Source organism: Pseudomonas sp. O230, assembly GCF_045447035.1.
GTDB lineage: Bacteria > Pseudomonadota > Gammaproteobacteria > Pseudomonadales > Pseudomonadaceae > Aquipseudomonas.
This window is the reverse complement of sequence record NZ_JBJGXN010000004.1, coordinates 371,364-386,222: the sequence shown is the minus strand read 5'-3', so window position 1 is coordinate 386,222 and position 14,859 is coordinate 371,364. Positions and strand designations below refer to the sequence as shown.

Here is a 14,859-nt window from a genome sequence, read left to right as displayed (position 1 = left end):
CCACTAAACCTGTGGGATCGGGCTTGCCCGCGATGAGGCCGGTAGTTACACCAAAGCATCAGGCCAGAATGCCCGAATCCCCGCGACACCTTGGGCGCCTGCCGCCCAGGCTTTATCAACTTGTGCTGGCCCCACACCACCCAGCAAGAACACCGGTTTGCTGAACCCCTCGATCAACACCGAAGCCTGTTCCCAGCCCAACGGCGGAGCCCCCGGATGTGTCAGGGTCGGCTGCACCGGCGACAGGGTCACGAAATCCACGCCCATCTGCTCGGCCAGCGCCAGTTCCTCAGCGTTATGGCAGGATGCCGCCAACCAGCGCGACGCCGGTAGCGGGCGGCCGGCAGCCGCGTATTTGCGCAATTGTGCCGAGGTGATGTGCCAACCGGCCGACGGGAAATCGCCCAGCCATTCGAATGGCCCCTTGATCATCAACTGCGCCTTGCCGGCACACAGCCCCGCCGCGTCCACCGCCAGATCGCGGTATTTCGGGTCGTAGCCGTTGGGCGCTCGCAGCTGGATCAGCTTGATCCCGTTGGCGATGGCTTTCTGGATACCGCGCAGCAGCGCCGGGGTTTCCAGATCTTCAGGCGTAATCAGGTACGCCCCAGGTAACCGCGCCGCCGCAACGATCGGCTGGTTGGCGGCCGGGAATTCATAGCTCGGCAGATCGCGCGGCGCCACCCATTCCAAAGGCTGGCCTTCGGCGCCGTGAGGTTCGCCGGAAAAGTCCGAGACCTCCCAGACATCCAGCAACACTTGCTTGTCCGGATAGTCATGACGGACCTTGATCAACGGTCGCGCGGCGTTGACCACAATCCCCAGTTCTTCATGAAGCTCACGGGCCAGCGCGGTTTGCACGGATTCGTCAGCCTCGACCTTGCCACCCGGGAACTCCCAAAGACCGCCCTGATGCTGAGTGTCGGCACGCCGGGCGATCAGGATCTTGCCGCTGCTATCGCGGATAACCGCGGCGGCTACGTGTACTCGTTTCACTGCCCGACCTCCTCCAGACCCGCCTTTTGCCAGGCCTTGAAGGCTGGCCATTGGTAGATCGTTTCGACGTAGGCCTCATCCGCCGCCGGTAACTTCACCTGGTAGGTGCGCAGGCGTACGGCAATCGGTGCGAAGAAGGCATCGGCCAGGGTCGCGCCGCCAAACAGGAATGGACCGGCTTCGCTCGCGACTGCCCGGCACTCCGCCCACAACGCCAGCATGCGTTCGATGTCCGCCTGGACGTCAGCCGGCGTTGGCGACAACGGGGCGTCGCGGCTCAGGTCGAACGGCATGTTGCCGCGCATGGCGAAGAAACCGGCATGCATCTGGGCGCACGCCGAACGTGCCTGGGCGCGGGCGGCGGTATCTTTAGGCCAGAGGCCAGCGTCGGGGAACTGTTCGGCGAGGTACTCGGCAATCGCCAGGGAATCGGCAACGGTACCGTGCTCGGTTTTCAGCAGCGGGACTTTGCCGGTTGGCGAATGCTTGAGCAACCGCTCACGGGTGTCCGGCTGGTTCAGTTTGATCAGTTCTTCGGTGTACGGGGCACCGGCCAGGTCAAGGGCCAGCGCGCCGCGCAGGGACCAGGAGGAATGCAGTTTGTCGCCGATGATCAGGTGCAAGGACATGCTAGGTGCCTTCTTGTCAGAGGGGACGAGCCAGAATCTCTGGAGTCCGGTCGGCCGTCATCGCGGGCAAGCCCGCTCCCACAGGGATCTTCGTCAGCCACCAGTCTTGTGGCCGACGGGGTCAACTGAAGGAGCTCGCTTGCCAGCGATAGCGGCAGCGGCTTCAACCTATCAATCGCTGCTGAAGACGCCTTCGCCGGTAAGCCGGCTCCTACAGAGGAATCAGGTACGGTATTCGGCGTTGATCTTCACGTATTCGTGGGACAGGTCGGTGGTCCAGATGGTTTCGCTGCAGTCGCCGCGACCCAGTTCGATACGGATGGTGATTTCTTCCTGCTGCATCACCGCCGCGCCCTGGGCTTCGGTGTAGGTCGATGCGCGGGCGCCCCGGCTGGCGATGCAGACTTCGCCGAGGAACACGTCGATCTTGCTCACGTCCAGGTTCGGTACGCCAGCACGGCCGACCGCCGCCAGGATGCGGCCCCAGTTCGGGTCGGAGGCGAACAGCGCGGTCTTGATCAGCGGCGAGTGCGCCACGGTGTAGCCGACGTCCAGGCATTCCTGGTGATTGCCGCCGCCGTTGACTTCAACGGTGACGAACTTGGTCGCGCCTTCGCCGTCACGAACGATGGCCTGGGCCACGTCCAAGCACACTTCGAACACGGCCTGCTTCAGCTTGGCGAACAACTCACCACTGGCGGAGGTGATTTCCGGCAGCGCAGCCTGACCGGTGGCAATCAGCATGCAGCAATCGTTGGTCGAGGTGTCTCCATCGATGGTGATGCGGTTGAACGACTTGTTGGCGCCGTCCAGCAACAGGTTTTGCAACACATCGCGGGAGACTTTGGCGTCAGTGGCGATGTAGCCGAGCATGGTGGCCATGTTCGGACGGATCATGCCCGCGCCTTTGCTGATGCCGGTGACGGTGATGGTCACGCCGTCATGCTGGAACTGGCGGCTGGCGCCCTTCGGCAGGGTATCGGTGGTCATGATGCCGGTGGCGGCCGCTTCCCAATTGTTCACCGACAGGTCGTCGAGAGCCGCTTGCAACGCGCCTTCGATCTTCTCGACCGGCAGCGGTTCGCCGATCACACCCGTGGAGTAAGGCAGCACCAGGCTGGCATCCACGCCGGTCAGTTCAGCCAGCTTCGCGCAGGTGCGCTCGGCGGCGGCCAGACCTGGTTCGCCAGTGCCGGCGTTGGCATTGCCAGTGTTGGTCAGCAGGTAACGCACCGGGCCTTGCACGCGTTGCTTGGCGAGGATCACCGGAGCGGCGCAAAAGGCGTTCAGGGTAAACACACCCGCCACGGTCGAACCTTCGGCGCAGCGCATGACCACGACATCCTTGCGCCCCGGGCGCTTGATGCCGGCCGAAGCGATACCGAGTTCAAAACCGGCAACCGGGTGCAACGTTGGCAAAGGACCAAGACCAACAGCCATGAATGCGCTCCTTAATAAATGATGTCAGCACCGCTTTCAGGAAGAACGGTGGTGTAAATGGCAAAACGCCGCGACGGCTGATGCCGGTCGCGGCGCGGATATTTCAGCGTATGAAACGGGTTTTACTGGATCTGCCCGTGGCAATGCTTGAATTTCTTGCCCGAACCGCAGTAGCAGAGCTCGTTACGGCCCAGCTTCTGTTCGTTGCGAACCGGTGCGATGGCGAGGGCTACATCAACCTCTTCACCGAGCAGTTCGGGTTGTTCGAGACCCGGTGCTTCGTCGTGCTGGAACTGCATGCGCGCCGCCAGTGCTTCGGCTTCCTGACGCAGGCGTTGTTCTTCTTCGATCGGGTCTTCACGGCGAACCTGGACGTGCGACAGCACACGGATCGAGTCGCGCTTGATCGAATCCAGCAACTCGGAGAACAGCGTAAACGACTCGCGCTTGTACTCTTGCTTCGGGTTCTTCTGCGCATAGCCACGCAAGTGGATGCCGTGACGCAGGTGGTCCATGGTCGACAGGTGGTCTTTCCACAGATCGTCCAGAACGCGCAGAACGATTTGCTTCTCGAAGGTACGCAGCGCCTCGGCGCCTGCCTGGTCTTCTTTCTCGTTGTACGCCGCGATCAGCTCCTGCATCAGTTTCTCGCGCAGGGTCTCTTCGTACAGGTGATCGTCTTCGTCGAGCCATTGCTGGATCGGCAGCGCCACACCGAAGTCGCTCTGCAACGCCGCTTCCAGACCGGCCACGTCCCACTGCTCAGGCAGCGATTGCGGTGGAATGTGGGCGCTGACAGTCGCGTTGAGTACGTCCTGACGGAAGTCGGCGATGGTTTCACCGATGTTGTCGGCGGCCAGCAACGTGTTACGCATGTGATAGATCACTTTACGCTGTTCGTTGTTGACGTCGTCGAACTCGAGCAGTTGTTTGCGGATGTCGAAGTTGCGGCCTTCAACCTTGCGCTGAGCCTTCTCGATGGCGTTGGTCACCATGCGGTGCTCGATCGCTTCACCGGACTGCATGCCCAATGCCTTCATGAAGTTCTTCACCCGGTCAGAGGCAAAGATGCGCATCAGGCTGTCTTCCAGCGACAGATAGAAACGGCTGGAACCGGCGTCACCCTGACGACCGGCGCGACCACGCAACTGGTTGTCGATACGGCGCGATTCGTGACGCTCGGACGCAATAACCTGCAAACCGCCCGATTCGAGCACTTGCTGGTGACGCTTCTGCCAGTCGGCCTTGATCTGGGCAATCTGCTCCGGCGTTGGATCTTCCAGAGACGCGACTTCCACTTCCCAGTTACCGCCCAACAGGATGTCGGTACCACGACCGGCCATGTTGGTGGCGATGGTCAGTGCGCCTGGACGACCGGCCTGAGCAATGATCTCGGCTTCTTTTTCGTGGAACTTGGCGTTCAGGACCTTGTGCTCGATACCTTCCTTCTGCAGCAGCGCAGACATGTGCTCGGAAGTTTCGATAGTGGCAGTACCCACCAGCACCGGACGGCCCTGGGTCATGCACTCCTTGATGTCGTTGATGATCGCCGCGTATTTCTCGTCGGCAGTCAGGAACACCAGGTCGTTGTAGTCTTTACGCGCCAAAGGCTTGTTCGGCGGGATGACCATGACCTGCAGACCATAGATCTGATGGAATTCGAACGCTTCGGTGTCCGCAGTACCGGTCATGCCGGACAGCTTGTTGTACAGACGGAAGTAGTTCTGGAACGTGGTCGAGGCCAATGTCTGGCTTTCGGCCTGGATGTTCAAATGTTCCTTGGCTTCGATGGCCTGGTGCAGGCCCTCGGACAGACGGCGACCCGGCATGGTACGACCGGTGTGTTCGTCGACCAGGACTACCTGACCGTCCTGCACGATGTATTCGATGTTGCGATTGAACAGCTTGTGCGCACGCAGGCCGGCATAAACGTGGGTCAGCAGGCCCAGGTTGTGCGCTGAATACAGGCTTTCGCCTTCAGCCAGCAGGCCGACACGGGTCAGCATGTCTTCGATGAACTGGTGACCGGCTTCGTTGAGTTCGACCTGACGGGTCTTCTCGTCAACGGTGTAGTGACCGGCCTTGGTGACTTCGCCTTCGACTTCTTCAACGTGCAGTTCCAGCTGCGGGATCAGGTTGTTGATCTCGATGTACAGCTTGGAGCTGTCCTCGGCCTGACCGGAAATGATCAGCGGGGTACGGGCTTCGTCGATGAGGATGGAGTCGACTTCGTCGATCACGGCAAAGTTGAGTTCGCGCTGGAATTTTTCTTCCATGCTGAACGCCATGTTGTCGCGCAGGTAGTCGAAACCGAATTCGTTGTTGGTGCCGTAGGTAATGTCGGCGGCGTAGGCCAGACGCTTCTCTTCCGGCGGCTGGAATGGCGTGACCACACCGACCGTCATGCCGAGGAATTCGTAGAGCGGACGCATCCAGTTGGCGTCACGGCGGGCCAGGTAGTCGTTCACGGTCACCACGTGCACGCCTTTGCCGGACAGCGCGTTGAGGTAAACGCCCAGTGTAGCCACCAGGGTCTTGCCTTCACCGGTACGCATTTCCGCGATCATGCCTTCATGCAAGGTCATGCCGCCGATCAGCTGGACATCGAAGTGACGCATACCCATGACGCGCTTGCCGGCTTCGCGTGCGACCGCAAAGGCTTCTGGCAGCAGCTTGTCGAGGGTTTCCCCTTTGGCGATGCGGGCCTTGAACTCATCTGTCTTGGCACGCAATTGATCGTCCGAAAGGGCCACCATTTGCTCTTCGAAGGCATTGACGAATTGCACCGTCTTGAGCATGCGTTTGACTTCACGCTCGTTCTTGCTTCCAAAAAGTTTCTTTAACAAAGGCGCAAACATATCGGCAGGATCTTCCACACTAAAGGGATGGAGGGCGGCCCCGTGAGTCGCCCGTGCAGCCCTCATGGCCGCATGCGAACGAGCATTCTACCCGGAAACGATGGTGAGGAAAGTGGCGTTATTCCACGATGCATGCACTGCGCAGTTACGGGGCTCACTTAAAATAAGGGCTTTTTGCTGAACTTCAAGCCAGTTACAGCAGAAGTTACTTGTTGATTTAATGGGTAAAGCACGCGCAAAGCAATGGCTCGGGCGCATCCAGTGCTTTCTGCTACCATGGCGGCTCTGTTACTTCAGGTGTCTGATCATGGCATTTCGCCCTCTTACGGCCAGAGCACCCGCTGTTCTGCTTCGCGAAGCCAAACCGCTGAAAGCCATTTTTGGCCACGCTCAACGCCTGGGTCATTTACAACGCCTGCTCGAAAGCCAATTGCAGCCCGCCGCCCGCGAGCATTGCCATGTGGCGTCGTGGCGCGAAGGCAGTCTGTTGCTGATTGTCACTGACGGTCATTGGGCAACGCGCCTGCGTTATCAACAGAAGCGTCTGCAACGGCAATTACAGATGTTCGATGAGTTTGCCAGCCTGACGCGGATTCTGTTCAAGGTGCAACCGCCGACCGTTCAGCAAGGAGCGGCCGGGCATACCATCAGTTTGTCCAGCGATGCGGGCGCGACGATTCAGGCGACGGCGGAGGGGATCAGCGATCCTAATCTGCGAGCAGCGCTGGAGCGGTTGGCGGCTCACGCCAAACCCAAGGACTGACACACATCCATGGTGGGAGCGAGACCGGCTTTAGCTTGCGCCCACTCGCTAGCGGCGCTTGCTACCGCCGAGCAATGACCCCATCAACCCGCGCACCAACTGTCGGCCCAATTGATTGGCCGCCTGTCGCATCGCCGATTTCAGCGCCTGTCCTGCCGCCGTGCCAAGGAACTCCCCGGCCTTGTCGGTGAAGCTCGGTTCCTCTGGCACAGGTTTGCCCGGCGCGGCTTCGGGTTCTGGCGTCAAGCCTTTGCGCCCCATCAGCACTTCATAGGCCGACTCGCGGTCCACCGGTTTGTCATAGCGTCCTTTGAACGGCGAACCGGCGATCAGCAATGTGCGCTCGGTTTCGCTCAGCGGCCCAATCCGTGATTGCGGTGGCGCCACCAGGACGCGCTGGACCATCTCCGGCGTGCCCTTGTCCTGCAACGTGCCGACCAGCGCCTCGCCAATCCCCAGTTCGGTCAACACCGACAAGGCATCGAAGGCCGGGTTGGGCCGGAAACCGTCGGCCACCGCCCGCAGGGATTTCTGCTCCTTGGCGGTGAACGCACGCAAGCCATGCTGGATGCGCTGGCCGAGCTGCGCCAGCACGTCATCCGGCAAGTCGCCCGGCGATTGGGTGACGAAATACACGCCCACGCCTTTCGAACGAATCAACCGCACCACTTGCTCCAGTCGCTCCTGCAACGCCTTGGGCGTATCGGCGAACAACAAATGCGCTTCGTCGAAAAACAGCGCCAGCAGCGGTTTGTCGGCATCGCCGCGCTCCGGCAGTTGCTCGAACAGCTCTGCCAGCAGCCACAACAGGAACGTCGCGTAGACCTTCGGCGCTTCATGCACCAGGCGGCTGGCATCCAGCAAGTGGATACGCCCGCGCCCCTCGGCGGTCGGTTGCAGAATGTCTTCGAGTTGCAGCGCCGGCTCGCCGAACAAGGCTTCAGCGCCTTGTTGCTCCAGGGTCGCCAATCGGCGCAACAGGGCCTGGCTGGAACCGGTGGTCATCAGTGCGGCGTCATCGCCCAGCAATTCAGGATGGTCGCGCAGGTGATTGAGCAGCGCCTTCAGGTCCTTCAAGTCCAGCAGCAACAGGCCTTCGCGGTCCGCGACCTTGAACGCGGCATACAGCGCCGACTGCTGACTGTCGGTCAACTCCAGCAGGGCGCCAATCAACAGCGGGCCCATTTCGCTCAAGGTTGTGCGCAAGGGATGACCGGACTGACCGTGGATGTCCCACAAGGTGACCGGATACGCCTGAGGTGTGTGGTTCAGCCAGGGCATCCCGGCGATTCGCTCGGCGATCTTGCCCTGCGGGTTGCCGGCAGCGCCGAGGCCGCACAGGTCACCTTTGATATCCGCCGCAAACACGGCCACGCCGGCATCGCTGAACGCTTCGGCCAGTCGTTGCAAAGTCACGGTCTTGCCGGTCCCGGTAGCGCCTGCGACCAGACCGTGACGGTTCGCCAGGCGCATGGCCTGGGCGATCGGTTGCCCCGCGAGATCGGCACCGATAACGAGTTGCGATGAATCAGGCATTTGGTCACCTTTGGTTAATCTTTAATCCTGCACTGCCGATATAAAAGACTGAAAAGCCTAAATAATCCCCCTAAGGAGAGGACGGAAATATCAGCTTGTTTTCATGACCGCCCACAGTGCGTTTCTTTATAAAAGCACGCCTTGGGCATTAAGACCTTAGCGGAACCCCAAGCCATGAACAAAAATCTGCGCTTCAGCCATAAAATCCTGCTTGCCGCCGCGCTCATCGTCATTGCCGCGTTCGCCTCGTTCACCTTGTACAACGACTATCTGCAGCGCAACGCCATTCGCGAGGACCTGGACAAAAATCTGCAAAAAATGGGCGGCGTGACGGCCAACAATATCCAGACCTGGCTGACCGGGCGCAGTCTGCTGATCGAAAACCTCTCACAAAACGCCGCGCTGAACACTGACATTGGCAACGTCGCCAAGCTGCTGGAGCAGAAGGCGGTGACGTCGACCTTCATGGGTGCTTACCTGGGCAACAAGGATGGCACCTTCATCATCCGCCCGGACAGCAAAATGCCGGATGGCTATGACCCGCGCGCCCGCCCCTGGTACAAGAGCGCCCAAAGCACCAGCGGCTCGGCACTGACCGAACCCTACATCGATCTGGCGTCTGGCCAACTGGTCATTTCCATCGTCAACAGCGTGCTCAAGGACGGTCAGAATATCGGTGTGGTCGGTGGTGACCTGAGCCTGCAAGTGATCGCTGACAGCCTGAATGCGCTGGACTTCGATGGCATGGGCTATGCGTTCCTGGTCAGCGCCGACGGCAAGATCCTGGTGCACCCGGACAAAGCGCTGGTGATGAAATCCCTGACCGAGGCGTATCCGAAAAACACGCCGCGCATCAGCAGCGATTTCAGTGAAATAGAAGTCGATGGCAAGACCCGCATCGTCACTTTCACCCCGATCAAAGGCCTGTCTTCCGTCAACTGATACATCGGTCTGTCGGTGGATAAAGACAAAGCCTTCGCGAAACTCAGCGAATTCCGCGCTTCGGCAGTGATTGCGACCGTCATCGCAGTCGCGTTCATCATTGCCTTGCTGGGCATGTTGATCCGCATCCTGATCCAGCCGCTGCACGTCATGACCCGCGCCATGGCCGACATCGCCGACGGTGAGGGCGACCTGACCAAACGCCTGACGATCCAGAACAACGATGAATTCGGCCTGCTCGGTACCGCGTTCAACCGTTTCGTGGAGCGCATTCACACCTCGATCCGCGAAGTCTCTTCGGCTACCGGCCAGGTCAACGAAGTGGCGCTGCGTGTGGTCGCGGCCTCCAACTCGTCGATGTACAACTCCGACCAGCAAGCTTCGCGCACCAGCAGCGTTGCCGCCGCGATCAATCAGCTCGGTGCTGCAGCCCAGGAAATTGCGCGCAACGCCGCCCAGGCGTCGAGTCAGGCCAGCGATGCGCGCAGCCTCGCCGAAGACGGTCAACAGGTGGTGGATCGCAGCATCGTCGCGATGAACCAACTGTCGAGCATGCTCAGCGCATCGAGTACCAACATCGAATCGCTGAACAGCAAAACCGTGAACATCGGGCAGATTCTCGAAGTGATCACCAGCATTTCCCAGCAAACCAACCTGCTGGCGCTCAACGCCGCGATCGAAGCGGCGCGTGCCGGTGAAGCCGGACGTGGTTTTGCCGTGGTGGCCGATGAAGTGCGCAACCTCGCGCACCGCACGCAGGAATCGGCGCAGCAGGTGCAGACCATGATCGAGGAGCTGCAAGTCGGCGCCCGCGAATCCGTCAGCACCATGAGCGACAGCCAGCGCCACAGTCAGGACAGCGTGGAGATCGCCAACCTGGCGGGCGAGCGCCTGAACAGCGTGACGCTGCGCATTGGCGAGATCGACGGGATGAACCAGTCCGTGGCGACGGCGACCGAGGAACAGACAGCGGTGGTGGAGTCGATCAACGTCGACATTACCGAGATCAATACGCTGAACCAGGAAGGCGTGGAAAACCTGCAATCGACGTTGCGGGCGTGTTCGGACCTGGAGCAGCAGGCGGCCCGTCTCAAGCAGTTGGTAGGCAGTTTCAGGATTTAAGTCGCTCTTGCGGGCCCCTTCGCGGGCAAGCCCGCTCCCACAGTGATCCCAGTTGTACACATAATTAGTGTCCACCAAAAATCATTGTGGGAGCGGGCTTGCCCGCGATGAGGCCCTGCCAGACACCGCACAACTTGCTGCACCCGCCACAAAACCCCAACCGAACATCTATCCTTCATAAAGGTCAACCGAGGGAGCGCCACGGGACCGGAGGGATGTTCATCGTGCATATCGCTGACATAACCATGTTCTACGCCCCTGCCAGCGGTGGCGTGCGCACGTATCTGGATGCAAAACACCGTCGCCTGGGGGTCAAGCCCGGCATTCGCCATAGCCTGTTGATCCCCGGCTCACACCTGAGCGAACAGGATGGCGTTTTCACGGTACCGGCCCCCGCCCTGCCCTTCGGCAAGGGCTATCGCTTCCCTCTCCGTCTCGCCCCTTGGCGAAATGTCCTGCAGGATTTGCAGCCCGATCTGATCGAAGTCGGCGACCCGTATCTCACAGCCTGGGCGGCGCTCGATGCCCGCCGCCAACTCGATGTGCCCGTGATCGGCTTTTATCACTCGGACTTGCCGCTGCTGGTCAGCAATCGCATGGGCAATTGGCTCACAACCAACGTCGAAGCGTATGTCAAAAAGCTCTACGGCAACTTCGACCGGGTCTTGGCGCCGAGCCGGATCATGGCCGACAAACTGACCAGCCTGGGTGTGAACAACGTTTTTGTCCAAACGTTGGGCGTCGATCTGCAAACCTTTCATCCCGACGCCCGAGACTCGGGTCTGCGGACCGAACTGGGCATCGATGAAAATACGCACCTGCTGATTTTTGCCGGGCGTGGTTCCAAGGAAAAGAACCTGCCGGTGCTGCTCGAGTGCATGCGACGCCTGGGCCGGCGTTATCACCTGCTGCTGGTGGGCTCGTCGATGCCGGCCGCGGTCCCGGACAACGTCACCGTCATCGATGAATTCTGCCCGGCGGCACAGGTGGCGAGGCTGATGGCCAGCGCCGATGCGCTGCTGCATGCCGGTGACCAGGAAACGTTTGGCCTGGTGATCCTCGAAGCCATGGCCAGCGGCATTCCGGTGGTGGCCGTGGCCGCTGGGGCCTTTGAGGAAATCATCAACAGAGAATGCGGGCTGCTTTGCGCACCGAACGACCCGGTGGCAATGGCCAACGCGGTACGGGAGTTGTTCAGTTCGGGTAGCGCCGCGCTCGGCCAACTGGCGCGCCGCCATGTCGAACGGCATTACTCGTGGGACACGGTGGTCAACAGCCTGCTGGGCCATTATCACGCCGTCCTCGGCAGCCAATGGCCGCTGGCCGCCAATGCTTGAGCCCATGACCGCGCCCAGTCTGTTACTCGTGCTGCATGACGTCGCGCCGCACACCTGGGCCGATTACCAACCTTTTGTCGAAGCCGTCGACGCCTTGGGCGAGGTGCCGATGACCTGGCTGGTGGTGCCGGACTTCCACAGACACAACGATCTGGAGGCACACCCGGGGTTCCGCCGCGTGCTGACCAGCCGTGTCGCCCGAGGTGACGAACTGGCGCTGCACGGCTATTTTCATTGTGATGATGAGTCGCCGCCCATCACGCCACGAGACTGGTTCATGCGCCGCATTTATACCCACGAAGGCGAGTTTTACAGACTGTCCCAAGACGCTGCCCTAGCGCGTCTGCGAGCGGGTATCGAATTGTTCCATCGCTTTAACTGGCCGCTCGAAGGATTCGTCGCCCCGGCCTGGCTGATGAGCGAAGGTACGCGCAAGGCCTTGCGCCAGTTGCCACTGAGTTACACCAGCGATCCGCAGCATCTGTTTCGTCTGCCGGATTTCACCCCGGTCAATGCGCCGGGACTGGTCTGGAGTGCGCGCAGTGCCTGGCGGCGCGGCTTGTCGAAGCTCGTCAGCGATCAGCGCGAACAACGCTGGCGCCAGGCGCCGGTGATTCGTCTGGGCCTGCACCCGGTGGACATGCGTCATCGGTTCGCACGCGATTACTGGCTGCAAACTCTCAAGCGATTGCTCGACCAGGGCCGGGTGCCGATGACCAAGGCGCGTTGGCTGGCGCGGCACGGCGACTGTGTCGGTCGCGCCGCATGAGCCGGGGGATTCTGCTGTTTGTCGCGCTGCTCGCGGCGGTGCTGATTCCGCTGCTGCTTGGCGGCAACCAGACCTGGTCGCGGTTGCAAAGCTTTCCATTGAGCTGGCTGCTGATCATGTTCGGCATGATCCTGCTGTGCTGGGTGGTGAACACGATGCGCTTGCGCCTGTTGTTGGGCGATCAGCGCGACAAGGTCAGCCCGGTCAAAAGCCTCGGCGTGGTGATGGCCGCCGAGTTCGCCTACTGCGCCACACCCGGCGGCAGCGGCGGACCGCTGACCATCATGGCGCTGCTGGCGCGCAACGGGGTGCGGCCGGCACGGGGCAGCGCGGTTTTCGCCATGGACCAGCTCAGCGATCTGCTGTTCTTTCTCTGCGCGTTAAGCGGGATTCTGATTTATGCGCTGTTTCAGCACCTCAGCGAACGCATGGAGTGGCTGCTGACCGTCAGTGCGATGTCGATGTTCGGCGGGCTGCTCAGTTGTGTGGTGATCGCGCGCTACCATCGACTGCTTATTCGCCTGAGCGGGCGGCTGCTCGCTCGCCTCAATGTCAAAGGCACCACGCGTCTGCGCTGGGCGCGAAAACTCCTGCACTTCCTTGCGGCGTTCACTGACACGCTGAAGTTGCCCTTTCAGACATTGATCAAGGTGTTTGCCCTGACCTGTGTGCATTGGCTGCTGCGCTACAGCGTGCTGTACCTGGCGTTGCGTGGGCTCGGCGCGGATTTGCAGTGGGCCTGGAGTTTTCTGATTCAGATGCTTTCGCTGAGCGCGGGGCAGTTCAGTCTGCTGCCGGGTGGCGCGGGGGCGGCGGAGTTGACCTCGGCCGCCTTGCTGGCACCCATGGTGGGGAAATCCACGGCGGCGGCGGCGATTCTGATTTGGCGGGCGGTGACGTATTACTTTTATCTGGTGGTGGGGGGGCCGGTGTTTTTGTTGATGCTTGGGCGGCCGTTGTTGAAGAAGTTGATGAGGTTTGGGCAGGCTTAGGGCTTAGGCGTCTGCCAACAATCCACTGTGGGAGCTGGCTTGCCAGCGATGGGGGGCCAGACGGCGCGTTCATTCAGACAGCACGCGTTATCGTTAACCTCCATCGCTGGCAAGCCAGCTCCCACAGGGGAATGCGTACGCTTGAAGAAACGGGCCGCCTCGCGGTGTTGTTAGGTAGCCGTTACCGCAAAAACGGATATGGACACAATCAAAACAGCCAGGCGCCAGACCTCAAGACCGCTTCGCCGGCAAGCCGGCTCCTGCAAGGTCAGTATCAGGTTTAGGATTCAACGCCTCCCACAACTCCGCCGCCCCCGGAAACTCCGTGCCATCTTCAGGGCCCAAGTCATCCGGGTCATAGCGGCTCAAACACCCCTCCCCCAATGTCGCGGGGGCTTTGGCGGTGGCTTTGTCCAATGGATCGGCCATGGTCATGTCCTCAGTGCAGAAACGGCGAAGGGCCTGAGCGATTGAACGCCCAGGCCCTTCGAATTTCAACCGTGTCGTGCGGGTATCAGAACACTACGGTCTTGTTGCCGTGCACCAGCACCCGGTCTTCCAGGTGATAACGCAGACCGCGGGCCAGCACCATCTTCTCGACGTCGCGACCGAAACGCACCATGTCTTCGATGCTGTCGCTGTGGCTGACGCGCACAACGTCTTGCTCGATGATCGGGCCGGCGTCCAGTTCTTCGGTCACATAGTGGCAAGTCGCACCGATCAACTTCACCCCACGCATGGAAGCCTGGTGATAAGGCTTGGCCCCGACGAACGACGGCAGGAAGCTGTGGTGAATGTTGATGACCTTGTGCGCATATTCGCTGCACAACTCGGGCGGCAGGATCTGCATGTAACGGGCAAGTACTACCACTTCAGCATCGTGCTGTTTGACCAGGCGCGAGACTTCAGCGAACGCCGGCTCTTTGTCCTGCGGATTGACCGGCACGTGGTAGTACGGAATGCCGTGCCACTCGACCATGCTGCGCAAATCATCATGGTTGGAGATCACGCAGGAAATTTCGCAGTCCAGTTCATCGCTGTGCCAGCGGTGCAGCAAGTCAGCCAGGCAATGGGACTCGCGGCTGGCCATCAACACCACGCGCTTCTTCTGCGCGGTATCGGTAATGCGCCAGTTCATCGAGAACTCTTCAGCAATCGGCGCGAACGCATCGCGGAAGGCCTCGATACCGAAAGGCAGAGAATCGGCCCGAATTTCGTGACGCATGAAGAACCAGCCACTGAGATTATCCGAGTGATGGCTCGCTTCAGTGATCCAGCCGTTATGTGACGCCAGAAAGTTACTGACTTTAGCAACGATGCCGACGCGGTCCGGGCAAGCAATCACTAGCCGAAAAGTGCGCATGAGGGGGAAACTCCAGAACTTCGCAAAGGCCGCCATTCTAGCCATTGCGCACAAAAACTGCAGTATAGATGACACCTTGCGTTGAGCGAGGACGCCAGGCACAAGCTTTAAA

The 14,859-nt window shown here is 60.6% G+C and carries 13 protein-coding genes; 6 read left to right on the top strand and 7 right to left on the bottom strand.

The window, feature by feature from the left end:
- Positions 1–45: 45 nt before the first annotated feature.
- The 4 genes from ACI77H_RS10615 to secA form a co-directional block, all read right to left on the bottom strand.
- On the bottom strand, positions 46–996 hold the full coding sequence (locus tag ACI77H_RS10615) for a Nudix family hydrolase (protein WP_407011859.1): 951 nt from the start codon (positions 994–996) through the stop codon (positions 46–48).
- Positions 993–1,625 carry a glutathione S-transferase family protein gene (locus tag ACI77H_RS10610; protein WP_407011858.1) on the bottom strand — a complete coding sequence of 211 codons (633 nt, stop codon included), beginning with the start codon at positions 1,623–1,625 and terminating at the stop codon, positions 993–995. The genes ACI77H_RS10615 and ACI77H_RS10610 overlap by 4 nt, the downstream gene beginning before the upstream one ends.
- Positions 1,626–1,847: 222 nt before the next feature.
- The gene (gene argJ, locus ACI77H_RS10605) at positions 1,848–3,065 is read right to left on the bottom strand and encodes a bifunctional glutamate N-acetyltransferase/amino-acid acetyltransferase ArgJ (RefSeq protein WP_407011857.1); all 1,218 of its coding nucleotides are present in this window, start codon (positions 3,063–3,065) and stop codon (positions 1,848–1,850) included.
- Positions 3,066–3,187: 122 nt separating this feature from the next.
- The gene (gene secA / locus ACI77H_RS10600) at positions 3,188–5,923 is read right to left on the bottom strand and encodes a preprotein translocase subunit SecA (RefSeq protein WP_407011856.1); all 2,736 of its coding nucleotides are present in this window, start codon (positions 5,921–5,923) and stop codon (positions 3,188–3,190) included.
- Between the two features lie 307 nt (positions 5,924–6,230).
- Here secA and ACI77H_RS10595 point away from each other — a divergent pair, with 307 nt between their 5' ends.
- Positions 6,231–6,686: a DUF721 domain-containing protein gene (locus tag ACI77H_RS10595; protein ID WP_017340487.1), complete on the top strand. Its 456-nt coding sequence runs from the start codon at positions 6,231–6,233 to the stop codon at positions 6,684–6,686.
- Between the two features lie 48 nt (positions 6,687–6,734).
- Here the strand turns inward: ACI77H_RS10595 and ACI77H_RS10590 are convergent, their stop codons facing one another.
- Positions 6,735–8,222, bottom strand: coding sequence for a helicase HerA-like domain-containing protein (locus ACI77H_RS10590; protein WP_407011855.1), 1,488 nt, complete (start codon positions 8,220–8,222; stop codon positions 6,735–6,737).
- Positions 8,223–8,396: 174 nt separating this feature from the next.
- On the opposite strand from ACI77H_RS10590, the gene ACI77H_RS10585 reads away from it, so the two are divergent.
- The 5 genes from ACI77H_RS10585 (at position 8,397) to ACI77H_RS10565 (ending at position 13,384) form a co-directional block, all read left to right on the top strand.
- Positions 8,397–9,164: a cache domain-containing protein gene (locus tag ACI77H_RS10585; protein ID WP_407011854.1), complete on the top strand. Its 768-nt coding sequence runs from the start codon at positions 8,397–8,399 to the stop codon at positions 9,162–9,164.
- Between the two features lie 114 nt (positions 9,165–9,278).
- Positions 9,279–10,286: a methyl-accepting chemotaxis protein gene (locus tag ACI77H_RS10580; protein WP_407011981.1), complete on the top strand. Its 1,008-nt coding sequence runs from the start codon at positions 9,279–9,281 to the stop codon at positions 10,284–10,286.
- Between the two features lie 215 nt (positions 10,287–10,501).
- The gene (locus tag ACI77H_RS10575; protein ID WP_407011853.1) at positions 10,502–11,623 is read left to right on the top strand and encodes a glycosyltransferase family 4 protein; all 1,122 of its coding nucleotides are present in this window, start codon (positions 10,502–10,504) and stop codon (positions 11,621–11,623) included.
- Positions 11,616–12,392 (top strand): DUF2334 domain-containing protein, encoded by a 777-nt coding sequence (locus tag ACI77H_RS10570; protein WP_407011852.1) that lies wholly within the window; start codon positions 11,616–11,618, stop codon positions 12,390–12,392. The genes ACI77H_RS10575 and ACI77H_RS10570 overlap by 8 nt, the downstream gene beginning before the upstream one ends.
- Positions 12,389–13,384 carry a YbhN family protein gene (locus tag ACI77H_RS10565; RefSeq protein ID WP_407011851.1) on the top strand — a complete coding sequence of 332 codons (996 nt, stop codon included), beginning with the start codon at positions 12,389–12,391 and terminating at the stop codon, positions 13,382–13,384. Before ACI77H_RS10570 ends, ACI77H_RS10565 begins: the two co-directional genes overlap by 4 nt.
- A gap of 231 nt (positions 13,385–13,615) precedes the next feature.
- On the opposite strand, the gene ACI77H_RS10560 is transcribed toward ACI77H_RS10565, so the two are convergent.
- Complete coding sequence (locus tag ACI77H_RS10560; RefSeq protein WP_407011850.1) at positions 13,616–13,813, bottom strand: hypothetical protein; 198 nt, start codon at positions 13,811–13,813, stop codon at positions 13,616–13,618.
- Positions 13,814–13,898: 85 nt separating this feature from the next.
- The gene (gene purU / locus ACI77H_RS10555) at positions 13,899–14,747 is read right to left on the bottom strand and encodes a formyltetrahydrofolate deformylase (protein ID WP_407011849.1); all 849 of its coding nucleotides are present in this window, start codon (positions 14,745–14,747) and stop codon (positions 13,899–13,901) included.
- Positions 14,748–14,859 lie beyond the last annotated feature (112 nt).

Excerpts from the sequence above, each read along its gene's own strand:
- ACI77H_RS10610 (WP_407011858.1), bottom strand. The coding sequence starts at position 1,625 with ATGTCCTTGCACCTGATCATCGGCGACAAACTGCATTCCTCCTGGTCC.
- argJ (WP_407011857.1), bottom strand. The coding sequence starts at position 3,065 with ATGGCTGTTGGTCTTGGTCCTTTGCCAACGTTGCACCCGGTTGCCGGT.
- secA (WP_407011856.1), bottom strand. The coding sequence starts at position 5,923 with ATGTTTGCGCCTTTGTTAAAGAAACTTTTTGGAAGCAAGAACGAGCGT.
- ACI77H_RS10595 (WP_017340487.1), top strand. The coding sequence starts at position 6,231 with ATGGCATTTCGCCCTCTTACGGCCAGAGCACCCGCTGTTCTGCTTCGC.
- ACI77H_RS10590 (WP_407011855.1), bottom strand. The coding sequence starts at position 8,222 with ATGCCTGATTCATCGCAACTCGTTATCGGTGCCGATCTCGCGGGGCAA.
- ACI77H_RS10585 (WP_407011854.1), top strand. The coding sequence starts at position 8,397 with ATGAACAAAAATCTGCGCTTCAGCCATAAAATCCTGCTTGCCGCCGCG.
- ACI77H_RS10580 (WP_407011981.1), top strand. The coding sequence starts at position 9,279 with ATGTTGATCCGCATCCTGATCCAGCCGCTGCACGTCATGACCCGCGCC.
- ACI77H_RS10575 (WP_407011853.1), top strand. The coding sequence starts at position 10,502 with ATGTTCATCGTGCATATCGCTGACATAACCATGTTCTACGCCCCTGCC.
- ACI77H_RS10570 (WP_407011852.1), top strand. The coding sequence starts at position 11,616 with ATGCTTGAGCCCATGACCGCGCCCAGTCTGTTACTCGTGCTGCATGAC.
- ACI77H_RS10565 (WP_407011851.1), top strand. The coding sequence starts at position 12,389 with ATGAGCCGGGGGATTCTGCTGTTTGTCGCGCTGCTCGCGGCGGTGCTG.
- ACI77H_RS10560 (WP_407011850.1), bottom strand. The coding sequence starts at position 13,813 with ATGGCCGATCCATTGGACAAAGCCACCGCCAAAGCCCCCGCGACATTG.
- purU (WP_407011849.1), bottom strand. The coding sequence starts at position 14,747 with ATGCGCACTTTTCGGCTAGTGATTGCTTGCCCGGACCGCGTCGGCATC.